Annotated in this window: 15 protein-coding genes and 1 pseudogene; 13 read left to right on the forward strand and 3 right to left on the reverse strand. The window is 63.3% G+C overall.

The genetic code is table 11. The features are described from left to right. Nucleotides 1-29: 29 nt before the first annotated feature. The 3 genes and pseudogenes from A6V37_RS15600 to A6V37_RS15610 form a co-directional block, all read right to left on the reverse strand. A complete protein-coding gene (locus tag A6V37_RS15600) occupies nt 30-1,427 on the reverse strand; it encodes an aspartate aminotransferase family protein (protein WP_064269993.1) in 1,398 nt (465 codons plus the stop codon). A 183-nt stretch (nt 1,428-1,610) separates the two neighbouring features. Further along, nucleotides 1,611-2,537, reverse strand: a pseudogene (locus A6V37_RS15605) (2-hydroxyacid dehydrogenase). 7 nt (nt 2,538-2,544) lie between these two features. Continuing rightward, the gene (locus tag A6V37_RS15610; protein ID WP_064269994.1) at nt 2,545-3,417 is read right to left on the reverse strand and encodes a GNAT family N-acetyltransferase; all 873 of its coding nucleotides are present in this window, start codon (nt 3,415-3,417) and stop codon (nt 2,545-2,547) included. 278 nt (nt 3,418-3,695) lie between these two features. On the opposite strand from A6V37_RS15610, the gene A6V37_RS15615 reads away from it, so the two are divergent. The 13 genes from A6V37_RS15615 to A6V37_RS15675 all read left to right on the forward strand — a co-directional run bounded on the left by A6V37_RS15615 (nt 3,696) and on the right by A6V37_RS15675 (nt 19,154). Then, the gene (locus A6V37_RS15615; protein WP_064269995.1) at nt 3,696-5,198 is read left to right on the forward strand and encodes an aldehyde dehydrogenase family protein; all 1,503 of its coding nucleotides are present in this window, start codon (nt 3,696-3,698) and stop codon (nt 5,196-5,198) included. A gap of 332 nt (nt 5,199-5,530) precedes the next feature. Beyond that, nucleotides 5,531-6,199 carry a haloacid dehalogenase type II gene (locus tag A6V37_RS15620; RefSeq protein ID WP_064269996.1) on the forward strand — a complete coding sequence of 223 codons (669 nt, stop codon included), beginning with the start codon at nt 5,531-5,533 and terminating at the stop codon, nt 6,197-6,199. A gap of 66 nt (nt 6,200-6,265) precedes the next feature. Continuing rightward, the gene (locus tag A6V37_RS15625; RefSeq protein ID WP_064269997.1) at nt 6,266-7,540 is read left to right on the forward strand and encodes an NAD(P)/FAD-dependent oxidoreductase; all 1,275 of its coding nucleotides are present in this window, start codon (nt 6,266-6,268) and stop codon (nt 7,538-7,540) included. Between the two features lie 83 nt (nt 7,541-7,623). Then, nucleotides 7,624-9,240, forward strand: a complete 1,617-nt coding sequence (locus A6V37_RS15630; protein ID WP_064269998.1) for an ABC transporter substrate-binding protein — start codon at nt 7,624-7,626, stop codon at nt 9,238-9,240. A gap of 127 nt (nt 9,241-9,367) precedes the next feature. Next, on the forward strand, nt 9,368-10,321 hold the full coding sequence (locus A6V37_RS15635) for an ABC transporter permease (protein ID WP_064269999.1): 954 nt from the start codon (nt 9,368-9,370) through the stop codon (nt 10,319-10,321). Continuing rightward, the gene (locus A6V37_RS15640) at nt 10,318-11,280 is read left to right on the forward strand and encodes an ABC transporter permease (protein WP_064270000.1); all 963 of its coding nucleotides are present in this window, start codon (nt 10,318-10,320) and stop codon (nt 11,278-11,280) included. Before A6V37_RS15635 ends, A6V37_RS15640 begins: the two co-directional genes overlap by 4 nt. Beyond that, nucleotides 11,280-13,133, forward strand: a complete 1,854-nt coding sequence (locus A6V37_RS15645; protein WP_425262280.1) for an ABC transporter ATP-binding protein — start codon at nt 11,280-11,282, stop codon at nt 13,131-13,133. Before A6V37_RS15640 ends, A6V37_RS15645 begins: the two co-directional genes overlap by 1 nt. Then, entirely contained in the window at nt 13,130-13,444 is a 315-nt protein-coding gene (locus A6V37_RS15650; RefSeq protein WP_064270002.1) for a (2Fe-2S)-binding protein, read from the forward strand. Before A6V37_RS15645 ends, A6V37_RS15650 begins: the two co-directional genes overlap by 4 nt. Further along, nucleotides 13,429-14,829: an FAD/NAD(P)-dependent oxidoreductase gene (locus A6V37_RS15655; RefSeq protein WP_064270003.1), complete on the forward strand. Its 1,401-nt coding sequence runs from the start codon at nt 13,429-13,431 to the stop codon at nt 14,827-14,829. Before A6V37_RS15650 ends, A6V37_RS15655 begins: the two co-directional genes overlap by 16 nt. Further along, on the forward strand, nt 14,826-15,995 hold the full coding sequence (locus A6V37_RS15660; protein ID WP_064270004.1) for an NAD(P)/FAD-dependent oxidoreductase: 1,170 nt from the start codon (nt 14,826-14,828) through the stop codon (nt 15,993-15,995). Before A6V37_RS15655 ends, A6V37_RS15660 begins: the two co-directional genes overlap by 4 nt. Next, entirely contained in the window at nt 15,992-16,462 is a 471-nt protein-coding gene (locus tag A6V37_RS15665; RefSeq protein ID WP_064270005.1) for a helix-turn-helix domain-containing protein, read from the forward strand. The genes A6V37_RS15660 and A6V37_RS15665 overlap by 4 nt, the downstream gene beginning before the upstream one ends. A 46-nt stretch (nt 16,463-16,508) precedes the next feature. Continuing rightward, nucleotides 16,509-17,261: a cupin domain-containing protein gene (locus A6V37_RS15670; RefSeq protein ID WP_064270006.1), complete on the forward strand. Its 753-nt coding sequence runs from the start codon at nt 16,509-16,511 to the stop codon at nt 17,259-17,261. Between the two features lie 138 nt (nt 17,262-17,399). Further along, entirely contained in the window at nt 17,400-19,154 is a 1,755-nt protein-coding gene (locus A6V37_RS15675) for a methyl-accepting chemotaxis protein (RefSeq protein WP_064270007.1), read from the forward strand. The last annotated feature ends 448 nt before the right edge of the window (nt 19,155-19,602 follow it).

Consider the following 19,602-nt stretch of genomic DNA (forward strand, 5'->3'; position numbering starts at 1 on the left):
GGGGTAAGTGGCTGGGAGTGCCCTCTACTCTAGCATGCGGTGGCATGAGTTTTGACGTTCAGCGCGGCGCGCACATCGGCTTGTGCGAGAACATCGTCGAGGGTTTTTTCGAGCCGTTCAAACAGCAGGTCGAACTCCGCCTCGGTATACGACAGCGCCGGTGCAAAACCGAGAATGTTGTCACCGAATGCGCGGAAAATCAGGCGGTTTTCATAGGCGGCAGCGGCAATTCGTTCGGACAGTTTCAGCGCCGGGTCGAAGCCCGCCTTGCTGTCCTTGTCCGCGACGAGTTCGAGCGCGCCGAGCAGGCCGCGATGGCGCGAGTCGCCCACCAGCGGATGCGCGAGCAGCGCGTCGAGACCGCGTGCAAACCGCGGCGCGCGTGCCACGCCATTCGCGAGCAGACCGCCTTCGTGATAAAGACGCAGCACTTCGAGACCGATCGCCGCGCTCACCGGATGCGCCGAATACGTATGACCATGACCCACGATCGCTTCGGCGTCGCCGTCCGCAATGCCCTGGTAGATTTCGTCGGACATCAGCACGGCGCCCATCGGCGCGTAGCCCGCGGTCAGGCCCTTTGCCACCGTCATCAGATCGGGCTCGACGTGTTCGGCCTGGCAGGCGAAGAGCGGACCGGTGCGGCCGAAACCGGTGATGACTTCGTCGGCGACGAACAGGATGCCCAGCTTACGGCAACTTTCACGCATCGCCTTGAGCCAGCCGACCGGCGGTACGATCACGCCGCCCGAGCCCTGGATCGGTTCGCAGAAGAACGCGGCGACGTTGTCGGCGCCGAGCTCCGCCACCTTCGCTTCGAGCGCGGCCACGGAAGCGGCGATCAGCGCGGCGTCATTGGCAAAATCGTTGCGGTACGCGTACGGCGACGGCAGATGATGCTGGGTCGGCAGCGGCAAATCGAAGTTGCGGTGGAACGCGGGCAGCGCGGTGAGCCCCGCACCCATCGATGATGAGCCGTGATAGCCGCGTTGCAGCGCGAGAATGTGCTTCTTCGACGGACGGCCCGTGGCATTGAAGTAATGCGTGATGAAACGGATGGCCGAGTCGACTGCGTCGGAGCCGCCGAGCGTGAAGTACACGTGTTGCAGCGAAGCGGGCGATACGTCCACCAGCTTTTGCGCCAGTTCGATGGCCGGCTCCGAGCCGAAATGGAAATAACCGGTCGCGTAGGGCAGTTTCTGCATCTGCCGCGTGGCGGCCTCGACAATGCTCTGCTGGCCGTAGCCCACGTTCACGCACCACAGGCCGGAGAACGCGTCGAGCAGTTCGTTGCCCTCCGCGTCGCGCAGAAACGCGCCGCTGGCGGACTCGAGGACGGTGACGCCGCGTGCCTCGTGCGCGCGGTAGTTGATGACCGGGTGAATCAGATGCTTGCGGTCGGCTTCGATGAGCGATTGGATCGGCATGTTGGTTTCTCGTCGCGGGAAGGGGCTGTTGACCGCTCCATACTACTGACCAGCGACGATCGCCTGCTCACCTAAACAATTGCCGGAAAAGCGCGCACGACGCGTTTTGATGCGCGGCCTCAGCATTTTCTGCTGCGGACGCTGAAAAGCCGCGCCGGCTGGGCATTTCATTCAGCACCACACTCAGTATCCCCGGGTCCGGTCAATCTGAGCGAGCATCGGCAGGCCTTCGCGATGGCGGCGCAGATTCTCGAGCACCACGTCGACCGCGCTCTCGGGCCGCGTCGCGCTGGCAATTTGGGGCGTGATGCGCACGCGTGGATGCGTCCACAACGGATGACCGGCGGGCAACGGCTCGGGATCGGTGACGTCGAGAATCGCGTTCTGCAACTGGCCGCTGTCCAGCGCCGCGAGCAGATCGGGCTGATTCAGATGCGGACCGCGCCCCGTTTGAATCAGCGACGCGCCGCGCGGCAGCTTCGCGAACAAGCCGGCATTGAGCAGGCCTCGGGCGGCGGGCGTGAGCGGCAACAGGCAGATCAGGATGTCGGTGCGGACGAGAAACGCATCCAGCGCGCCTTCACCTGCATAACAATCGACGCCCTCGATCTCACGCGGCGAACGGCTACACCCCGCGCAGGCAAAGCCGAATAGCCGCAGCTTGTCCAGCACCGCCGTCCCCAGCACGCCGAGCCCCAACACGCCGGTGCGGCCAGTGCTGGCCGGCTTGAGCGGCAGTTCGCGCCAGACCTGCTGGTGTTGCTGAAGACCATAGTCGAACAGATCGCGATGGATCGTTAGTACGGCTTGCGTGACGTACTCGACCATCCCTTCAATAATGCCCGGCTCGATCATCCGCACCACTGGGATATGGGCCGGCACGCCTGACAGGTCGAACTGGTCGATGCCGGCGCCGACCGAGAACACGATTTCGAGGTTGGGAAAGGTGCGGGTGGGATCTTCCGGCGTCTGTCAGGCGGCGAGGTAGCGGATCGCGGCCGGGTCGCCGTGATCGGGCCAGACGTGGAACGGCAGGTCCGGCGCTTTCTGCGCGAAGAGTTTGGCCCATTGCGCGCCACGCGCCGGGTCGGCTTTATAAAGGAAGGCCATGATGGGGTCAGCAGATCGCCTGATTGATGATGCCGTACTGCAGATAGGGCGCGTCGTGGCCGCTGCTGGCGGCTTCGCCCACTGCGCCCGAGCGGACCATTTTGACGACCGTGTCTACCCGCGGCAGCCCCAACTCTTCCAGCCACTCCGTGAGACCGCTTTCTCCCGGGGTGTCGATACGCACGAACACGCCTTCGTTCAGAGCGAGCCAATGGCGGATGAGGGCCTTGGCCCGGCTCGAATCCTCCGACGCGGGCGCGACCACAGGTCCGATCGCAAAGCCCTTCCCGAAGCGGCGAAACAGCGCGAAGCCGACCAGTTCGCCGTCGCGATCGAGAGCAATGCCATCGGCCGCGCTCAATAGTGCGGGCAAGACTTCTCCACGGTCCAGGCCGCTTGCCTGCGAGGCCAGTTCGACCAGCCTTGCCGTATCGCTCGACCCGAGTGGGCGCAGGCGCTCCCCGGGCGGCAAGGAAACGAGGGGCGGCTGGAATGCGGCGCCCTGATGCTGGTCGAGCGTGCCGACCGCGCGAAAGCCGAGCTTTTCATACAGTGGCTGACCGGCAACGGTGGCGTGCAGAAACGTGACCCGGCCGCCGAGTTCTTCCAGCACCAGCTCCATCAGCTTCCTGCCGATGCCGCGCCCTTGCTGCACGGGCGACACGATCACCATGCCGAGCGAGGCCCGGTCGGCGCCGTATTTCCAGCATAGCGCCGTGCCGATCACGCCGCTCGCGTCTTCCGCGACGAACCCCACACCCAGCAGCGCCACGAATCGCCAGTCGTCCACGCGATACGGCCATTTGAGCTCGACGGTCAGCGCGTGCGCGGCGGCGATGTCTTCGTGAGTGAAGCGTCGATAGGTAATCGAATCGGACACACCGTACTCCTGAATGACTGAAGACTTACGCCGTCACTCTGTCATCCAGTGCGCGATGTGACTAGGACGATCTTTCTATCCTAGCCGCCCGAAAGGGCCGCATCGCAAATCGATGCAAAACGCCACGTTTCTTCGCTCATTACGGGCGTGTTCTGCTGCGTGGGGATCTTTATCGGCGACATATGCCGCGCCCACGGCTCTATGATTTCGTCATCGCCGCGGCGTTGTCAAAAGCCCTCGCGTGGACATTCAGCCAGTCACTCAGGAAACCATTTCTCATGGACAGCTTCAATCCGGACGACGTCGCAATTCGCAGCGGGCATTTCATCGGCGGTGAGTATGTCGACGAGAACGAGCGCGGCGGCGAGCGCCGCATCGAGGTGGCGCGCCCCTCGGATGGCGTGATCTATGCCTCCGTGCCGCTCGCCGGCGCCGGGATGGTGGACCGCGCGGTGGAGAGCGCGTGGCAGGCTTTCAGAACGAGCGGCTGGGCGCGCATGGCGCCGCGTGAGCGCGCGAAGATCCTGCGCCGCTTCGCCGAGCTGGTCGAAGCCGACGCGCCGTTCCTAGGCCGTCTGGAGGCGCTCGGTTCGACGCGTCCGATTGCTCAGGCAGTTGGCTGGGACGTGCCGTTCACCGCCGAGGGCATCCGCTTCTACGCCGAGTTCGCCGACAAGCTGGGTGGCGACGTGGCCGCGACCGATCACGACCACCTCGGCATGACGATCGCCGAGCCGTACGGCGTGATCGGTGCAATCGCGCCATGGAATTTCCCGCTGGTGATGGCGTCGTGGAAGATCGCGCCCGCTCTCGCGGCGGGCAACGCCGTCGTGCTGAAGCCTTCGGAGATGACGCCGTTCTCGGTGCTGCGGCTCGCCGAGTTGGCCGTGCAGGCGGGGGTGCCGGCCGGCATCTTCAACGTCATCCAGGGCGATGGCCGCGTCACCGGCGATGAACTGGTGCGCCATCCGAAGATTAGCAAGGTCACCTTCACCGGTTCCACACGCACCGGCGCCGCGATCATGGCCGCCTGCGCCAATAGTGGCACCAAACCGGTCACGCTCGAACTGGGCGGCAAGAGCCCGCAAATCGTCTTCGCCGACGCGCCGCGTCTGGACGACGTGGCGCGCCGTATTGCAGGCTCGATCACGGGCAATGCCGGCCAGGTGTGCGTGGCGGGCTCGAGGCTGTTGGTAGAACGAAGCCTGGCGGATCCGCTTGCCGAGCGCATCGGCAAGGTCTTCGCCGAGTTGAAACCCGGCGCGACATGGGCCGCCGGCACCACGTTGTCGCCGATCATCTCGGCGCCGCAGGCCGCGCGCATCGAAGGGATCGTCGGACGCACGCTGGAGGCGGGCGCAACGCTGCGCTATGGCGGCGTGCGGGCTGACAGCGGGCCGGCGGGTGGGGCGCATGGTGCGTTCTATACACCGACGCTCCTGACAGACGTCACGGCCCACTCCGAAGCCGTGCGTGAAGAAGTGTTCGGCCCCGTGCTGACACTGCAAACCTTCGACACCGAAGAAGAAGCGCTCGCGCTCGCCCAGCACCCCGAGTACGGGCTCGCTGCCGGCGTGCACACCGCCGACCTCGGCCGGGCGCTGCGCTTCGTGCGCGGCCTCGAAGCAGGGACGGTCTGGGTCAACCGCTACGGCCGCACCTCCGATTTCATGATCCCAACCGGTGGCTACAAGCGCTCAGGCATTGGCAAGGACCTCGGCCGCCAGGCTTACGAGGCAAACCTGCGCTTCAAGAGCGTGCTGATCGACCTGCGGACCTAAGGAGGCGCCAGCAAGTCTGGCGCTGGCCGCAAACCCAGCAGGGACAAGGCTTCGACCTGAGTGGCGCATTCTGTGCTGCCGGAAGCCCCAAAACGCATGGTTTGTGTCACCGGCAGCGCCCTAATCGGGAACATCTATTTTTTTGCGCTGCTTAAATCTTTTACAGGAACGAGCTTTGCCTGTCGACCGGAGTTAGCGCTTCAGCTGTCGGCCAGAGTTCGCGCTTTAGCGCGTTACTCTGGTCCCATGCAAAGCGCTTACTCCGGTCCCATGCAACGCAGTTTTCGCCAATGAACTCCGATGCGAGTTCGCCATCACCATAGGACTACACCATGATCGACTTCGAACCGAAATACATCACCTTCGACTGCTACGGCACCCTGACCAAATTCCACATGGCCGACATGACGCGGGAACAGTACGGCCATCTGCTGAACGCGGAAGATCTGGAGAAGCTCGTGGCGTTTTACTCGGGCTATCGCCGCGACGAAGTGCTCGGCGCCTGGAAGCCGTATCGCGACGTGGTGGTCAACGCGCTGCGCCGCGCCTGCAAGCGCATGAACGTCGAGTTCAACGAAGCGGGCGCCGAGAGCATCTATGAAGCGGTGCCAACCTGGGGTCCGCATCCGGATGTGCCGGAAGGTGTGTCGCGCCTCGCGAAGAAGTACAAGCTGGTGATCCTGTCGAACGCGTCGAACGACCAGATCCAGCACAACGTCGACAAGCTCGGCGCGCCGTTTCATGCGGTTTTCACAGCCCAGCAGGCGCAGTCGTACAAGCCGCGCATGCAGGGTTTCGAGTATATGTTCGACCAGCTGAACTGCAATCCGGAAGACGTGCTGCACGTGTCGTCGAGCCTGCGTTACGACCTGATGACCGTGCATGACATGGGAGTCAAGCACAAGGCATTCGTCAACCGCGGCCACGAGCCTTCGACGCCGTACTACCAGTACTATGAAGTCAGCGATATTCCGCATCTGGCCTCGGAACTTGGTCTGTAGGCTCCGCTTGAATACGCTGAAAACAGCCAGCCCCCTCGCTCATTGCCCCACTCAAGGACAAACCCGATGAAGCTCGATTCCTATTGGCTCGACACTGCACCGCCATTGCTCTCGGCGTGCGAAGGTCCGGTCGAAGGTCAGACCGATGTGGTGGTGATCGGCGGCGGCTTCACCGGACTGTCGGCGGCGCAGGCGTTGGGCAAGCGCGGCGCCGCAGTGACGGTGGTCGACGCCGGCCGCATCGGCGGCGGTGCGTCCGGGCGCAACGGCGGGCAGGTCAATACCGGTGTCGCGCAGGATTTCGTCGCACTTGTCGCACAACTCGGCGTCGAGCGGGCCAGCGCCTGCTATCGCGCGTTTTCCGATGCGGTCGACACGGTCGAGCGTCTGATCCGCGAGGAAAACATCGACTGCAACTACGTCGCGACCGGCAAGCTGAAGCTTGCGTCCAAGCCGCACCATCTCGCACATCTGGAGAAGACGGCAGAGGCGATCCGGCGTGAAGTCGATACGGACATCGAACTGATCGACCGTAACCGTATCCGCAGTGAAATCCAGTCGGACAGTTTTTACGGCGGACTGCTGCAACGGCACGGCGGCCAGATGCATATGGGCAAGTTCACCGTCGGTCTCGCCGATGCCGCGGTGCGTCGCGGCGCGAAGCTGTATGAGAACGCGGCGGTCACGGCGATCGTGAAAGAAGGCGGCGGCTTCGGGATCACGACGGCGCGCGGCGAAGTGCGCGCAAAGCAGGTGCTGATCGCCACCGGACCGTCGCGGCACGGTCCGTTCGGCTGGTATCGGCGCCGTCTCGCGCCGGTCGGTTCGTTCATCGTCGTGACGGAGCCCGTGTCGCCGCAGTTGCTGGCGCAAGTATTTCCGAACCGGCGCGCGTACACGACCACGCGTTTGATGCACAACTACTTCCGCGTGACACCCGATTCGCGTTTGCTGTTCGGCGGCCGCGCGCGCTTCACAGCGTCCGAACAGCCGTCCGATGCGAAGAGCGGACGCATTCTGCAGGAAGGCCTCGCCGCGATGTTTCCGATGCTGGCCCACGCGCGCATCGACTATTGCTGGGGCGGTCTGGTGGATATGAGCGCCGACCGTCTGCCGCATGCCGGGCAGCACGACGGCATCTATTTTTCGATGGGTTATAGCGGCCACGGTACGCAGATGTCAACGCATATGGGTCAGGTGATGGCTGACGTGATGGATGGCCGCGACGACAGCAACCCGTGGGGCGAGTCCGAATGGCCCGCGATTCCGGGCCACACCGGGAAGCCCTGGTTCCTGCCGCTCGTGGGAACGTATTACCGTATCAAAGACATCTTCTATTGAAGCGCTGCTGTTGTACTTGCGTTTTGTAGGCATTAGTCAACCTCACGCAACCATCACAACTGCCACTCTCGCGGAGACATACGATGAAAGAGAAAAATTCACAGCACGACGTATCTGAACCCGGTCACGAGCTGGAGCAATTGACGGCCAGGGGCGCCTCGCGGCGCGACGTGCTGCGCGCGGTAGCCGCGGCTGGGATGATGTCGGTGACTGGCGCCGGTCTTCTGACTGCGAGCGGCGCGGCATTCGCCCAGGCGAAGCCGAAGCAGGGCGGCAAGATCCGGGTGGCGACGCAGTCCGCTTCGGCCGCCGACACGCTCGATCCGGCAAAGGGCGCGCTTGCCACCGACTATGTCCGCGGCTTCATGTTCTACAACTGCCTGACCGAACTCGATTCGCATCTCGGCGCGAAGATGGCGCTCGCCACTTCGCTGGACACGAAGGATGCCACCGTGTGGGTCGCCAAACTGCGTCCGGGCGTGCAATTCCACGACGGCAAGTCGCTCACGCCGGCGGACGTCGTGTACTCGATCATGCGTCACAAGGATCCGGCGACGGCGTCGAAAGCGAAGACGCTGGCCGATCAGATCAAGGAAGTGAAGGCGACGGGCCCGAACGAAGTGACGATCACGCTGGAAGGTCCGAACGCCGATCTGCCGGTGATTCTCGCCACCTCGCATTTCCAGATCATCAAGGACGGCACCAGGGACTTCAAAACGGCAGTCGGCACCGGCCCGTTCAAGGTCAAGGAATTCTCGCCGGGCGTGCGCACCGTCGGCGTCAAAAACGAGAAGTACTGGAAACCGGGCCTGCCGCATCTGGACGAAATCGAATTGGTCGGCATTGGCGACGAATCGGCACGTGTGAACGCGCTGCTCTCGGGCGACGTGCAACTGATCAACGCGGTGCACCCACGTTCGACCACGCAGATCAAGGGCGCCGGCGGCTTCTCCGTGCTGGAGACGAAGACCGGCCAGTACACCGACCTGATTGTTCGGGACGAAGCCGGCATTACCGGCAACGGCGATTTCCGGCGCGGCATGATGTACCTGCAGGACCGCGAGCAGATGCGCCGGGCGATCTTCCAGGGCTATGGCGCAATCGGCAACGACCAGCCGATTGACCCGACGAATAAGTACTATCTCGCGGGTCTCCCACAGCGCACATTCGATCCTGACAAGGCGAAATTTTATTTCCAGAAGGCCAAGCTCGGCAGCGCGCCGCTGCAGATCTTCGCGTCGCCGGCCGCGGACGGTTCGGTCGAAATGGCGATGCTGCTTCAGCAGGTTGCACCGCAGGCGGGCCTCAACCTGCAGGTAAGCCGCGTCCCAGCGGACGGTTACTGGTCGAATCACTGGATGAAGCATCCGCTGGGTTTCGGCAATGTCAACGCGCGTCCGAGCGCCGACGTGATCTTCACCCAGTTCTTCAAATCCGACGCACCTTGGAACGAAGCGAACTGGAAGAGCCCGAAGTTCGACCAGCTGCTGCTTCAGGCGCGGGGCGAGCCGGACGATACCAAGCGCAAGAAGATCTATGGCGACATGCAGGTGCTGGTGCATGAAACCGGCGGCATCGGCATTCCGATGTTCCAGAGTTCCCTCGACGCCCATACCGACAAGCTCAAGGGACTCGGCTCGATTCCGCTGGCCGGCCTGATGGGCTTCATGTTCTCGGAAAACGTCTGGCTGGAGGCGTAATCGAAAGCTTTCCAGCCCGGCGGACTCGAAAACCAAACGGAGCGAACCCGGCAACACCCGCGATAGCCGTAACAGGCGCGCCGCTACCAAGCGGCGCGTTGCTTCATATAACAGGAGGAGACTTTCGATGAAAACCCATGCGCAACGACTCATCGTCGCGCGCCTCGGCCTTGCGCTGCTCACGCTGCTGCTGGTTTCGGCGGTCGTGTTCGGCATCACGGGACTGCTTCCCGGCGATGCCGCCCAACAGGCGCTCGGCCAGGCGGCAACCCCGGAGGCCGTCGCTGTATTGCGGCATCAGTTCGGTCTCGACCAGCCTGCGCTGCAACGCTACTTCGAGTGGCTCTTTCATATCGTCAGCGGCAGCTTCGGCACTTCGCTGTCGAACAATCTGCCGGTCAGTGAGCTGATCGCGACGCGCCTGCCCAACTCGCTGGTGCTGGCCGGTCTGACGGCGCTGGTCTCGGTGCCAGTGGCCTTGCTGATCGGCATCGCCTCGGCCATGTTCCGTGGCTCGCTGCTCGACCGCACGCTCAACGTGCTGACGCTCTCCACGGTGGCCGTGCCGGAGTTCCTGATCGCGACCGTCGCGGTGTTGATCTTCGCCGTGAAGCTGCGCTGGTTGCCGGCGCTGTCATACCTGTCAGAAGTGCATTCGTTCGGCGCGCTGCTGCGCATCTATGCGATGCCGGTGATGACGCTGTGCTGCGTGCTCGTCGCGCAGATGGCGCGCATGACGCGCGCGGCGGTGCTTGACCAGCTCAATGCGTCGTACGTGGAAATGGCCTTGCTCAAGGGCGCCTCGCCGGTGCGTGTGGTGTGGCGGCATGTGTTGCCGAACACCATCGGCCCGATTGCCAACGCCGTGGCACTCAGTCTGTCGTATCTGTTCGGCGGCGTGGTGATCGTCGAGTCGATCTTCAACTATCCCGGCCTCGCGAGCCTGATGGTGGACGCGGTGACCAACCGCGACATGCCGCTCGTGCAGGGCTGCGTGATGGTGTTCTGCGCGGCGTATCTCACGTTGGTGTTAATCGCCGACCTGTGTCAAATCCTGTCCAACCCGAGGCTGCGTCGATGATGAGCCAATCTACCAATCCGAATCACGTACCGCATCACGTTCCTCACGCCACCACAGAGCTATACGACGTGTGCCACGACGAAGTGGTCGTCGAGCCCGCGCCTGTGGAAGCGGTGACGCCGAAACACGGCATGCTCAAACACCTTGCGCACCGTTTCTCCATACTTGGTCTGATCGGCCTGCTGATGGTGGCCATCTGGCTGGTGGTCGCGTTCATTGGACCGCTGGTCGCGCCGTACAAGGGCGGCACGCTCACCTCGACGGAAATTTTCGGCCGCTACAGCGCCGCGTATCCGCTCGGCACCGACTATCTGGGGCGCGACATGCTGAGCCGCATTCTCTACGGCGCGCGCTACACGGTTGGTCTCGCGCTGGCCGCGGCGGTGCTCGCGAGTGTGATCGGCACGTTCTTCGGCCTGCTGGCGGCGGTGTCCGGCCGCTGGGTCGATGAAATCCTGAGCCGCCTGTTCGACGCGATCATTTCGATTCCGAGCAAGGTCCTCGCCCTCGTAGTGATCGCCGCATTCGGTTCGTCGATCCCGATGCTGACGACCGTGGCCGCTCTCGCCTACATCCCCGGCGCGTTCCGCATTTCGCGCTCGCTGGCGGTCAACCTGATGGGCCTCGAATATGTGCAGGTGGCCAGAGCACGCGGCGAAGGCATTTTCTATATTGCGCGGGTCGAGGTGCTGCCAAACATGATCCATCCGATGCTTGCCGATTTCGGCCTGCGCTTCGTGTTTATCGTTCTGCTGCTGAGCGGGCTGAGTTTCCTCGGCCTTGGCGTGCAGCCGCCGAATGCCGATTGGGGATCACTTGTGCGCGAAAACATCGGCGGCCTGTCGGAAGGCGCGCCTGCCGTCTTGATGCCGGCTGTCGCGATTGCGACGCTGACGATCGGCATGAATCTGCTGATCGATAACTTGCGGCGTCGCGGCCGTAGCCACGGAGGTGCATGATGGCTGATCGTGCTGAGCGGGACATGATCGAAGTGAAGGGACTGCGGGTTACCGCGGGTGCGGCTCCGGGGCCGGTAACCGAGATCGTCAAGGGTGTCGACTTTTCGGTGAAGAAGGGCGAGGTGCTGGCGCTGATCGGTGAGTCGGGTTCGGGCAAGACGACCATTGCATTGTCGTTGCTCGGCTATGCGCGGGCGGGCTGTTCGATCAGCGGCGGCTCGGTGCGGATCGGCGAGATCGACGTGCTGTCGCTCGATGCCAAAGGACGCCGCGCCTTGCGCGCGCGCACTGTCGCGTATGTCGCGCAAAGTGCGGCCGCAGGTTTCAATCCGGCGCGCACGATCATGGATCAGGTGACCGAGCCGGCGCTGTTGCATCAGCTGATGACGAAGGAGGCCGCGCGTGCCAAAGCGGCGGGCCTTTTCCGCGCGCTTGCGCTGCCGGCACCCGATATGATCGGCGACCGTTATCCGCACCAGGTGTCCGGTGGTCAGTTGCAGCGCCTGATGGCCGCGATGGCGTTGATCACCGACCCGGCTGTCGTCGTGTTCGACGAACCGACTACCGCGCTCGACGTGACCACGCAGATCGAGGTGCTCGCGGCCTTCAAGAAAGTGATCCGCGAACTCGGCACAACCGCTGTGTACGTGTCGCACGATCTGGCGGTGGTCGCGCAGATGGCGGACCGCATCGTGGTGCTGAACGGCGGTGCGGTGAAGGAGAACGGCGCGGTCGCGCAGGTGCTCGACGCACCTGTCGATGCCTACACGCGCCAACTGCTCGCCGCGACGCGCCACCCGGAGGCGTCGTCTGAAATGCCACAGCGGGCCGGCAAGCACGTTCCGCCGGTGCTCGAAATTCGGGGACTGGCCGCAGGGTATGGCCGTATCGATCGCTCCGGCATGCCTGCCGTGTGTGTGCTCGATGACGTAGGCCTCTCTATTCCCCGCGGCAGCGCGCTCGGCGTGATCGGCGAGTCGGGTTCGGGGAAGACCACGCTCGCGCGTGTGGTGGCGGGGCTCGTGGACCGTACACGCGGCGAGGTGCTGTTCAACGGTGAGCCGTTGCCCGCGCAGATGTCGCGCCGCACACCCGAGCAGTACCGGCAGATCCAGATCGTGTTCCAGAACGCCGACACGGCGCTGAACCCGAGTCATTCGATCGCGGATATTCTCGGCCGGCCGCTCGCGTTCTATCACCATCTGCGTGGTGCTGACGCGAAGAAACGCATGCTGGAACTGCTCGACCTGGTGAAGCTGCCCGCCTCGATCGCCACGCGTACGCCGGCCGGACTCTCCGGCGGTCAGAAGCAGCGTGTGAATCTGGCGCGCGCGCTTGCAGCCGACCCGGCATTGATTCTCTGCGACGAAGTGACGTCCGCGCTCGATACGGTGGTCGGCGCGGCGATCCTCGACCTGCTGGCGGAATTGCGGCGCGAGTTGGCCGTTTCATACATGTTCATCAGCCACGACATCTCGACCGTACGCGCCATCTGCGACGAAGTAATCGTGCTGTATGCGGGGCAGCGAGTGGAAGCGGGACAGTGCGACGTGCTCGCCTCGCCACCCTATCATCCGTACACGGGTCTGCTCGTGGATTCGGTGCCTGCGTTGAAACCGGGCTGGCTCGACGCGCGTCGCCATGTCGCTGCCTGCGCATTGCCGGCGATGGGCGAAAGCGCCGCTGTCCCCGCGTTGTGCTCGTTCCGCGCGCGTTGCCCGGTGCGCATCGACGGTTTATGCAACACAACGCCACCGTCCTTGAAGAAACTGCCTTCCGGCGCTGAGATTCTTTGCCACCATTCGGCTGCCGAGCTCAGCCGTTTGCAAGCCCTGGAGACGATCCCGGCATGAACCAGCGATTCGTGCGGCTAACGGAAACGGGCCGCAAGACTTTTCCCATCACGGTGGACGGCGTCGTGCGCGAGGCCGCCGAAGGCGACACGCTGATAGTCGCGTTGCTCACCGGTACGGGCACATTGCGCGACTCCGAATTCGGCGACGGCCGGCGCGCCGGCTTCTGTCTGATGGGTGCGTGCCAGGATTGCTGGGTCTGGACCGCGCAAGGCGAACGGGTGCGGGCGTGCAGCACGCCGGTGATGCCGGGCATGTCGATCGTCACGAAGCTGGCGGAAGCCGCGGAGGGTGTATGGCCCCGCGCGTAGTCATTATCGGCACCGGGCCAGCGGGCGTGCGCGCCGCGCAGGCGTTGGTCGAAGCGGGGCTGCGGCCGACCGTGATCGACGAGGGGCGGCGTGACGGCGGGCAGATCTATCGGCGGCAGCCGGAAGGGTTTTCGCGCAGCTACGAAACGCTCTATGGCACCGAGGCCGGGCGCGCCGCGTCGTTGCATCGGAGCTTCGATGCGCTGAAGAGCAAGATCGACTATCTGCCGGAAACACTCGTCTGGAACATCTCGCCGAACACCGTGCACCTGGTGAGCGGGACGCGGTATCACACGCTCGCGTTCGACGCGCTGATCGTCTGCAGCGGCGCGACGGACCGGCTGATGCCGGTCAAGGGCTGGCACCAGGCCGGCACGTATAGCCTCGGCGGCGCGCAGGTTGCGCTGAAGTCACAAGGCTGCGCGATCGGTTCGCGCATCGTCATGATGGGCAGCGGTCCGCTTCTGTATCTTGTGGCCGCGCAATATGTGAAAGCGGGCGCACGGCTTGCTGCGGTGCTCGATACGTCGACGTTTGGGCAGCGCGTTGCCGCGTTGCCCAAATTGCTGGCGATTCCCGCCGCGCTCAGGAAAGGCATTGCGTTGACGCGTGTGCTGGCAAAGGCACGCGTGCCGGTTCATCGCGGCGTGCAACCCGTCGAGATCAAGGGCTCGCCGCAAGACGGTGTGAGCGGCGTCGAGGTGATGCTGCCCGGCGGCACACGTCTCGAGTTCGCGTGCGATGCCGTCGCGCTCGGTTATCACCTGCGGCCCGAGACACAACTCGCGGATCTTGCTGGCTGTCGTTTTTCGTTCGACGAGAATACGCAACAGTGGCTGCCGCTAATCGACACCGACGGCCGTAGCAGCATCAAGGGCGTCTATCTGGCGGGCGACGGCGCGCGGGTGCGCGGCGCGGACGCCGCCGAACGTTCGGGCCGTCTCGCCGCGCTGACGGCGTTGCGCGATCATGGCATGCGGGTCGAAGGCGCGGAGCGGGAGCGCCTGCGAGCCGAACTCGCGCGCTTCACGCGTTTTGCCGCAGGCTTGCGCGAAGCCTTTCCATGGCCGGCGAAATTCGCGGCGTCGCTGCCGGACGAAACGATTGTCTGCCGTTGTGAGGCGATTACGGCGGGTGAACTGCGTCGCGTAGTGCGCGCGGCCGGCGCGCAGGAAGCCAATCGCGCGAAGGCGTTTTCGCGCGTGGGCATGGGCCGCTGTCAGGGGCGCTATTGCGGTCATGCGGGCGCGGAAATCATCGCGGCGGCGGCGTGCGTGCCTCTGTTTTCAGTGGGACGGCTGCGCGGCCAGGCACCGGTCAAACCGCTGCCGGTGGCGCTGACCGAAGTGATGAACGCCGAGGTGAGCGACGAGGTGATCGAATGAGCGCAACGACCCGTAACGAAGCCGATGTGATCGTGATCGGCGGCGGCATCATGGGCACCACGACCGCGTTCTTCCTGCGCCAGCGCAACCGCTCCGTAATCCTGCTCGAACGCGGACTCACCGGACAGCAGGCGAGCGGCGTGAACTACGGCGGCATCCGGCGGCAAGGCCGAGCATTGCCGCAACTGGCAATGGCCAACCGCGCGCTGCGCACGTGGCAACGCTCGGCGGAACTGCTCGGAGAGGACATCGAGTTCCTGCCGTCGGGCCATACACGCGTGTGCTACCACCAGAAGGACGTCGAGAATTTCGATCAGTACGCGATCGACGCGCGCGCGTACGGTCTCGAACTCGAAGTCCTGCACGGCGAAGCGATGTTCCGGCGTTTTCCGTTTCTCGGGCGCGAGGTGCTGGCCGCCTCGATTTCCCCGCTCGACGGCCACGCGAACCCGCGGCTCGCCGCGCCCGCGTTCGGCCGCGCGGCGGTGCGGCTCGGCGCGCAGGTGATCGAGGACACGGAGATCGTGCGCGTGGAAAAAGATGGCGGGCGGTTTCGGGTGGAAAGCGCGCGCGGCCACGTGTATTGGGCCGCGCAACTCGTGATCTGCGCCGGCGCGTGGGCAACGCGTCTTACCGAACAGTTCGGCGAAACGGCGCCCATCACCGCGCTCGGACCACAAATGTGCGTGACTGAGCCGGTGCCGCACGTGTTCAGGTTGTCGATGGGTGTGTTCACGTCGATCAAGGAGGAGAGCATCTATTTCCGCCAGATTCCGCGCGGCAACCTCATCGTCGGCGGCGGTCCTGCCGGGCCGGCCGATCCCGTGACGAGCCGCGCCTCGGTGTTGCCAATCAACACCGTGCGGCAACTGGCGCAGATGCGTCGGCTCGTGCCCGCGTTGGCGCCGCTGCATGTGATTCGCGTGTGGAGCGGGGTGGAGGGCTATCTGCCCGACGGCGAGCCGGTGATCGGTCCGAGCAGTCAGGTTGACGGTCTGTTCTACGCGTTCGGTTTCAGCGGCTCGGGTTTTCAGATTGGCCCGGGCGTCGGCGAAACGATGGCGGAACTCGTCGATACGGGCCGTACGGCCATTCCCCTCGACGCGTTTTCCATCCATCGTTTCAAGGAGCAAACGGCTGCCCGGTCGACCGTCGTGACGTCATGAAAAAGTCCATCAGCCTCAATGCCGCGCGCGCTTTCATCGAAGCCCATTTCGACGAACTGGTGACGCTCACCCAACTCGCCGGGCTGTCCGTGCTTAGCGTCTCGCGCTTCGCGACGGTGTTCCGGCAGCAATATGGATCGTCACCGTACCGCTATCTGTGTGGGCTGCGGATTCAGCGCGCGCAGACGCTATTGCTCAAAGGCGTGCCGGGAACGGTCGTCGCGACGAAGGTGGGTTTCTTCGATCAAAGCCATTTCGGCCGCCATTTCAAGCGATGCTGCGGGACGACGCCCAGCATCTTCGTTCGGCGTTCCGCTACTGACTCCCTCCGCCGAGCGCTGGACGGTGAGCTAAGGTGCGACTCGAGGGCGGCGGAATGCACAAACGTGCGCCAACAAAACGTTAGAACTGAAAGCCGAGTCATGCCATACCCGATTTGTGCCGCCCCAGGTCCAAGCGCGACCTAACACAACCTGCGTATGGCAAAAAGAATCTGAACAACTGGAACACAACATGTCCAAATTGCAGCAAGCAGTAGCGGAGCATTGTAGCTCCCGATCGTTTATCGATCTACGGAAGTTCGTGTCAGATAAAAGCCAAGGGATTGAGGCGATTGGTTCGACCGACGAGAGTCGCTTCCTTTCCAGTCGCCGCGTTCTGGATTGGCCGCCAGGGCCGGTGAGCGCGGGCGTGATAGCGCTCGACGCAGGATGCGGTGTGGTGCCGCCTCAGCCGGCAGATGAATTCATCATCGTTGCGGAAGGGGAGATCACGTTGACGCAAGCAGAGCGCGTGCTAACGCTGGGGCCAGGCGACAGCGCGGTGCTGGGTCATGGCGCGGAGTTTTCCTGGTCGGCGCGAGGGGCCGCATCGGTCATCTTCATGCGTTACCACGGCAGTCAGTATGCTGACGGGAAGATTGTGCCGATCCAGCACGCGCCGCAATTGGAGCCGTCGGGCACGCCGCCCGCGGAATTGCTACTGACGCCAGCGCCGGTTTGCCGCAACTTCACGGACTACCGCTCTGCGGATGGAGAATTTGTCTGCGGCACCTGGGATTCAACCCCCTATCATCGTAGTGCAATGTTTTATCGCCATTGCGAACTGATGTATCTCCTGGAAGGCAGTGTCACATTCGTAGACGAATCCGGCAGAACGGGCACTTTCGAGCGCGGTGACATTTTCCTCGTTGAGCAAGGCGCGCAGTGCACCTGGGAAAGTCGCGAGCAGGTCGCGAAGGTATACGCGATTTATCGTCCGGCATGACGCCGCCAATCGTCCGCGAATCACGTCCTTGGTGTAGCTTCGCCCGCAGGCAGTCCATGTCTGCGGGCTTTTTTTAGAGCGCCAAGCGCGGGTGCACTCTCGCGGATGCAAGTTAATTCATAAGACATAGACCATACGATGCTATCGTCCATTCGTGCGCGCGTTGTTCTTGCATGCGTAGCGCTGGTAGTTTTCTCCGTCGTCTCCAGCACCGCCACAGATTATTCAATTGCGAAGTCGAATATGAAGGCTGCAATCGACCACGACTTGACGTCGTCCGCCAACGACCATGCCGTCGCCATCGGCGAGTGGATCGCCGGAAAGACTCGAATGGTCTCATCGTTGCAGGATGTCGTGCTAGCGGCCGACCCGGGGCCGATGCTTAAACAGATCGCCGTCGCCGGGGGGTTCTTTGACGTCGGAGTCGGCTACCCGGACAGAACCGCAAAGTTCACCGACTGGCCGAATATTCCTTCCAGCTACGATCCGACTAGCCGCCCATGGTACAAAAGCGCCGCCCAGGCGGGCAAACCGGTTGCTCTCCCTTACATCAGCACGAGCGGGGCGTTGCTGGTGGCTTTGGCAATTCCCGTGATACGTGACGGCGTGTTGAAGGCTGTGCTGGTGGGCGATGTCGCGCTGGACAGCGTGGTTGAGAACGTAAAATCAATTCATCCGACTCCGGAAAGTTTCGGCATGCTGATTGATCGCGGTGGCCGTGTGATTGCGCATCCGGATCCAAAGCTGCGGTTCAAATCGGTCACCGACTTTGTGGCGGATTTCGCAGGGGGCACAACCGCTTCGGCTGGCGCGGGGAAAGCACCGATGAAACTCGCGATCGACGGAAGAACAAAGTTGCTACGTGCACACGATGTGCCGGGGACTGATTGGAACATTGTGGTCGCCCTCGACGAGTCCGAGGCGACGGCCGGAATGCGTTCCCTATTGAGTGCATCACTGGTGTCTCTCGTTGTTATCGTCGCTATTGCGTCCGTTATAGGGGTGGCCATTACCACGACTGCGTTCCGTCGTCTCGGACACGTCTGTCAAGCAATGACAGCTATCGGCTCGGGCACGGGCGATCTGACGCAGCGCCTGCCCGACGATGGCAGGGACGAAGTGGCGAACATCGCGCGTTCGTTCAATCAGTTCGTCGCAAAACTTCAAAGCGTTATGCTAGACATCCGTGGTGCTAGCGAATTGGTGCGTGCCGCTGCAAATGAAATTGCCGCGGCGAGCCTGCAGCAGACCGCCGCATCGATGGATCAAATCTCGGGGACAGTCGATCAGTCGGCCGCAGCGGCCCGCGAGGCGGACGAGCGATCAGGCATCGCGACGCAAATCGCTTCGCGCGGTGGTGAGATTGTGTCTGACGCGGTCGGCACAATGGGAGAGATCGAGGAAGCGTCGGGCCGGATCGGTGCAATTATTAGCGCAATCGACGGCATAGCGTTCCAGACCAACATTCTCGCGCTCAATGCTGCTGTCGAAGCCGCGCGTGCGGGGGAGCAAGGTCGCGGCTTCGCAGTCGTCGCACATGAGGTCCGCAGCCTGGCGCAGCGCAGCGCACAGGCTGCGCGCGAAGTGAAGCAACTTGTGGAGGCGACGGTCTCACGCGTTGCTTCGGGATCGTTCCAGGTGCGTCAAGCGGGCGAGGCGATGAACGAGATTGTCGCCAATGCCGTCGATGTTCAATCGGTCATCTCAGGCATCGCTCGTGCGACGACAGAGCAGACACGCGGGATCCAGGAGGTCAATCTTGCGGTCATGCAACTCGATGGAATGGTGCAGCAGAACGCGGCGCTTGTTGAACAGTCAGCAGCGGCGGCGACCTCCTTGCAGGCACAGGCAAGCTCGTTGGCATTTGCCATTGGGCAATTCAAGGTTGAGTAGTAGCGCGGTGCCCGACGGCCCAGATCGTGTCAAAACGCCTGGCCGCCGGGAATTGACGAAGCCTGTCGCGGCGCAGATCGCCGCCGGCGAAGTGCGGGAGCACAAACGTCAAATCACAACCACACATAATGCACAGGCTCATGTCTCACCTGGACGGTGATCAAATCGGTGGGAGCCTTGAGGGCACCATCGTTGCTATTCCTCTTTGAAGCGCTTGCTGTCACACCTGGAGATCCGGTCCAGCCGGGTTAGCAATGCCGCGCCTCGGTGACGTATCAGGAAGTGCCAGCACCGCGCGCATGCGTTTACGCCAGTACTCGGGCTGCATCACGGCATACGGCTGCACCGTCGCGTCGCTATTATCCGGATGCTCGAGACGGCAATTGACGACCTCAATGTGATCCAGTTCCTGCTGAACCTGGTCGCGCCACTACATCCTTTGTATTCC

It is taken from the genome of Paraburkholderia ginsengiterrae (assembly GCF_001645125.1).
GTDB classification, from domain to species: Bacteria; Pseudomonadota; Gammaproteobacteria; order Burkholderiales; family Burkholderiaceae; genus Paraburkholderia; species Paraburkholderia ginsengiterrae.

Bases quoted from the DNA above. Each gene is read 5' to 3' on its own strand.
- A6V37_RS15660 (WP_064270004.1), top strand. From the start codon at position 14,826: ATGAGCGCAACGACCCGTAACGAAGCCGATGTGATCGTGATCGGCGGC.
- A6V37_RS15650 (WP_064270002.1), top strand. From the start codon at position 13,130: ATGAACCAGCGATTCGTGCGGCTAACGGAAACGGGCCGCAAGACTTTT.
- A6V37_RS15615 (WP_064269995.1), top strand. From the start codon at position 3,696: ATGGACAGCTTCAATCCGGACGACGTCGCAATTCGCAGCGGGCATTTC.
- A6V37_RS15620 (WP_064269996.1), top strand. From the start codon at position 5,531: ATGATCGACTTCGAACCGAAATACATCACCTTCGACTGCTACGGCACC.
- A6V37_RS15655 (WP_064270003.1), top strand. From the start codon at position 13,429: ATGGCCCCGCGCGTAGTCATTATCGGCACCGGGCCAGCGGGCGTGCGC.
- A6V37_RS15665 (WP_064270005.1), top strand. From the start codon at position 15,992: ATGAAAAAGTCCATCAGCCTCAATGCCGCGCGCGCTTTCATCGAAGCC.
- A6V37_RS15635 (WP_064269999.1), top strand. From the start codon at position 9,368: ATGAAAACCCATGCGCAACGACTCATCGTCGCGCGCCTCGGCCTTGCG.
- A6V37_RS15675 (WP_064270007.1), top strand. From the start codon at position 17,400: ATGCTATCGTCCATTCGTGCGCGCGTTGTTCTTGCATGCGTAGCGCTG.
- A6V37_RS15645 (WP_425262280.1), top strand. From the start codon at position 11,280: ATGGCTGATCGTGCTGAGCGGGACATGATCGAAGTGAAGGGACTGCGG.
- A6V37_RS15670 (WP_064270006.1), top strand. From the start codon at position 16,509: ATGTCCAAATTGCAGCAAGCAGTAGCGGAGCATTGTAGCTCCCGATCG.
- A6V37_RS15600 (WP_064269993.1), bottom strand. From the start codon at position 1,427: ATGCCGATCCAATCGCTCATCGAAGCCGACCGCAAGCATCTGATTCAC.
- A6V37_RS15630 (WP_064269998.1), top strand. From the start codon at position 7,624: ATGAAAGAGAAAAATTCACAGCACGACGTATCTGAACCCGGTCACGAG.
- A6V37_RS15640 (WP_064270000.1), top strand. From the start codon at position 10,318: ATGATGAGCCAATCTACCAATCCGAATCACGTACCGCATCACGTTCCT.
- A6V37_RS15625 (WP_064269997.1), top strand. From the start codon at position 6,266: ATGAAGCTCGATTCCTATTGGCTCGACACTGCACCGCCATTGCTCTCG.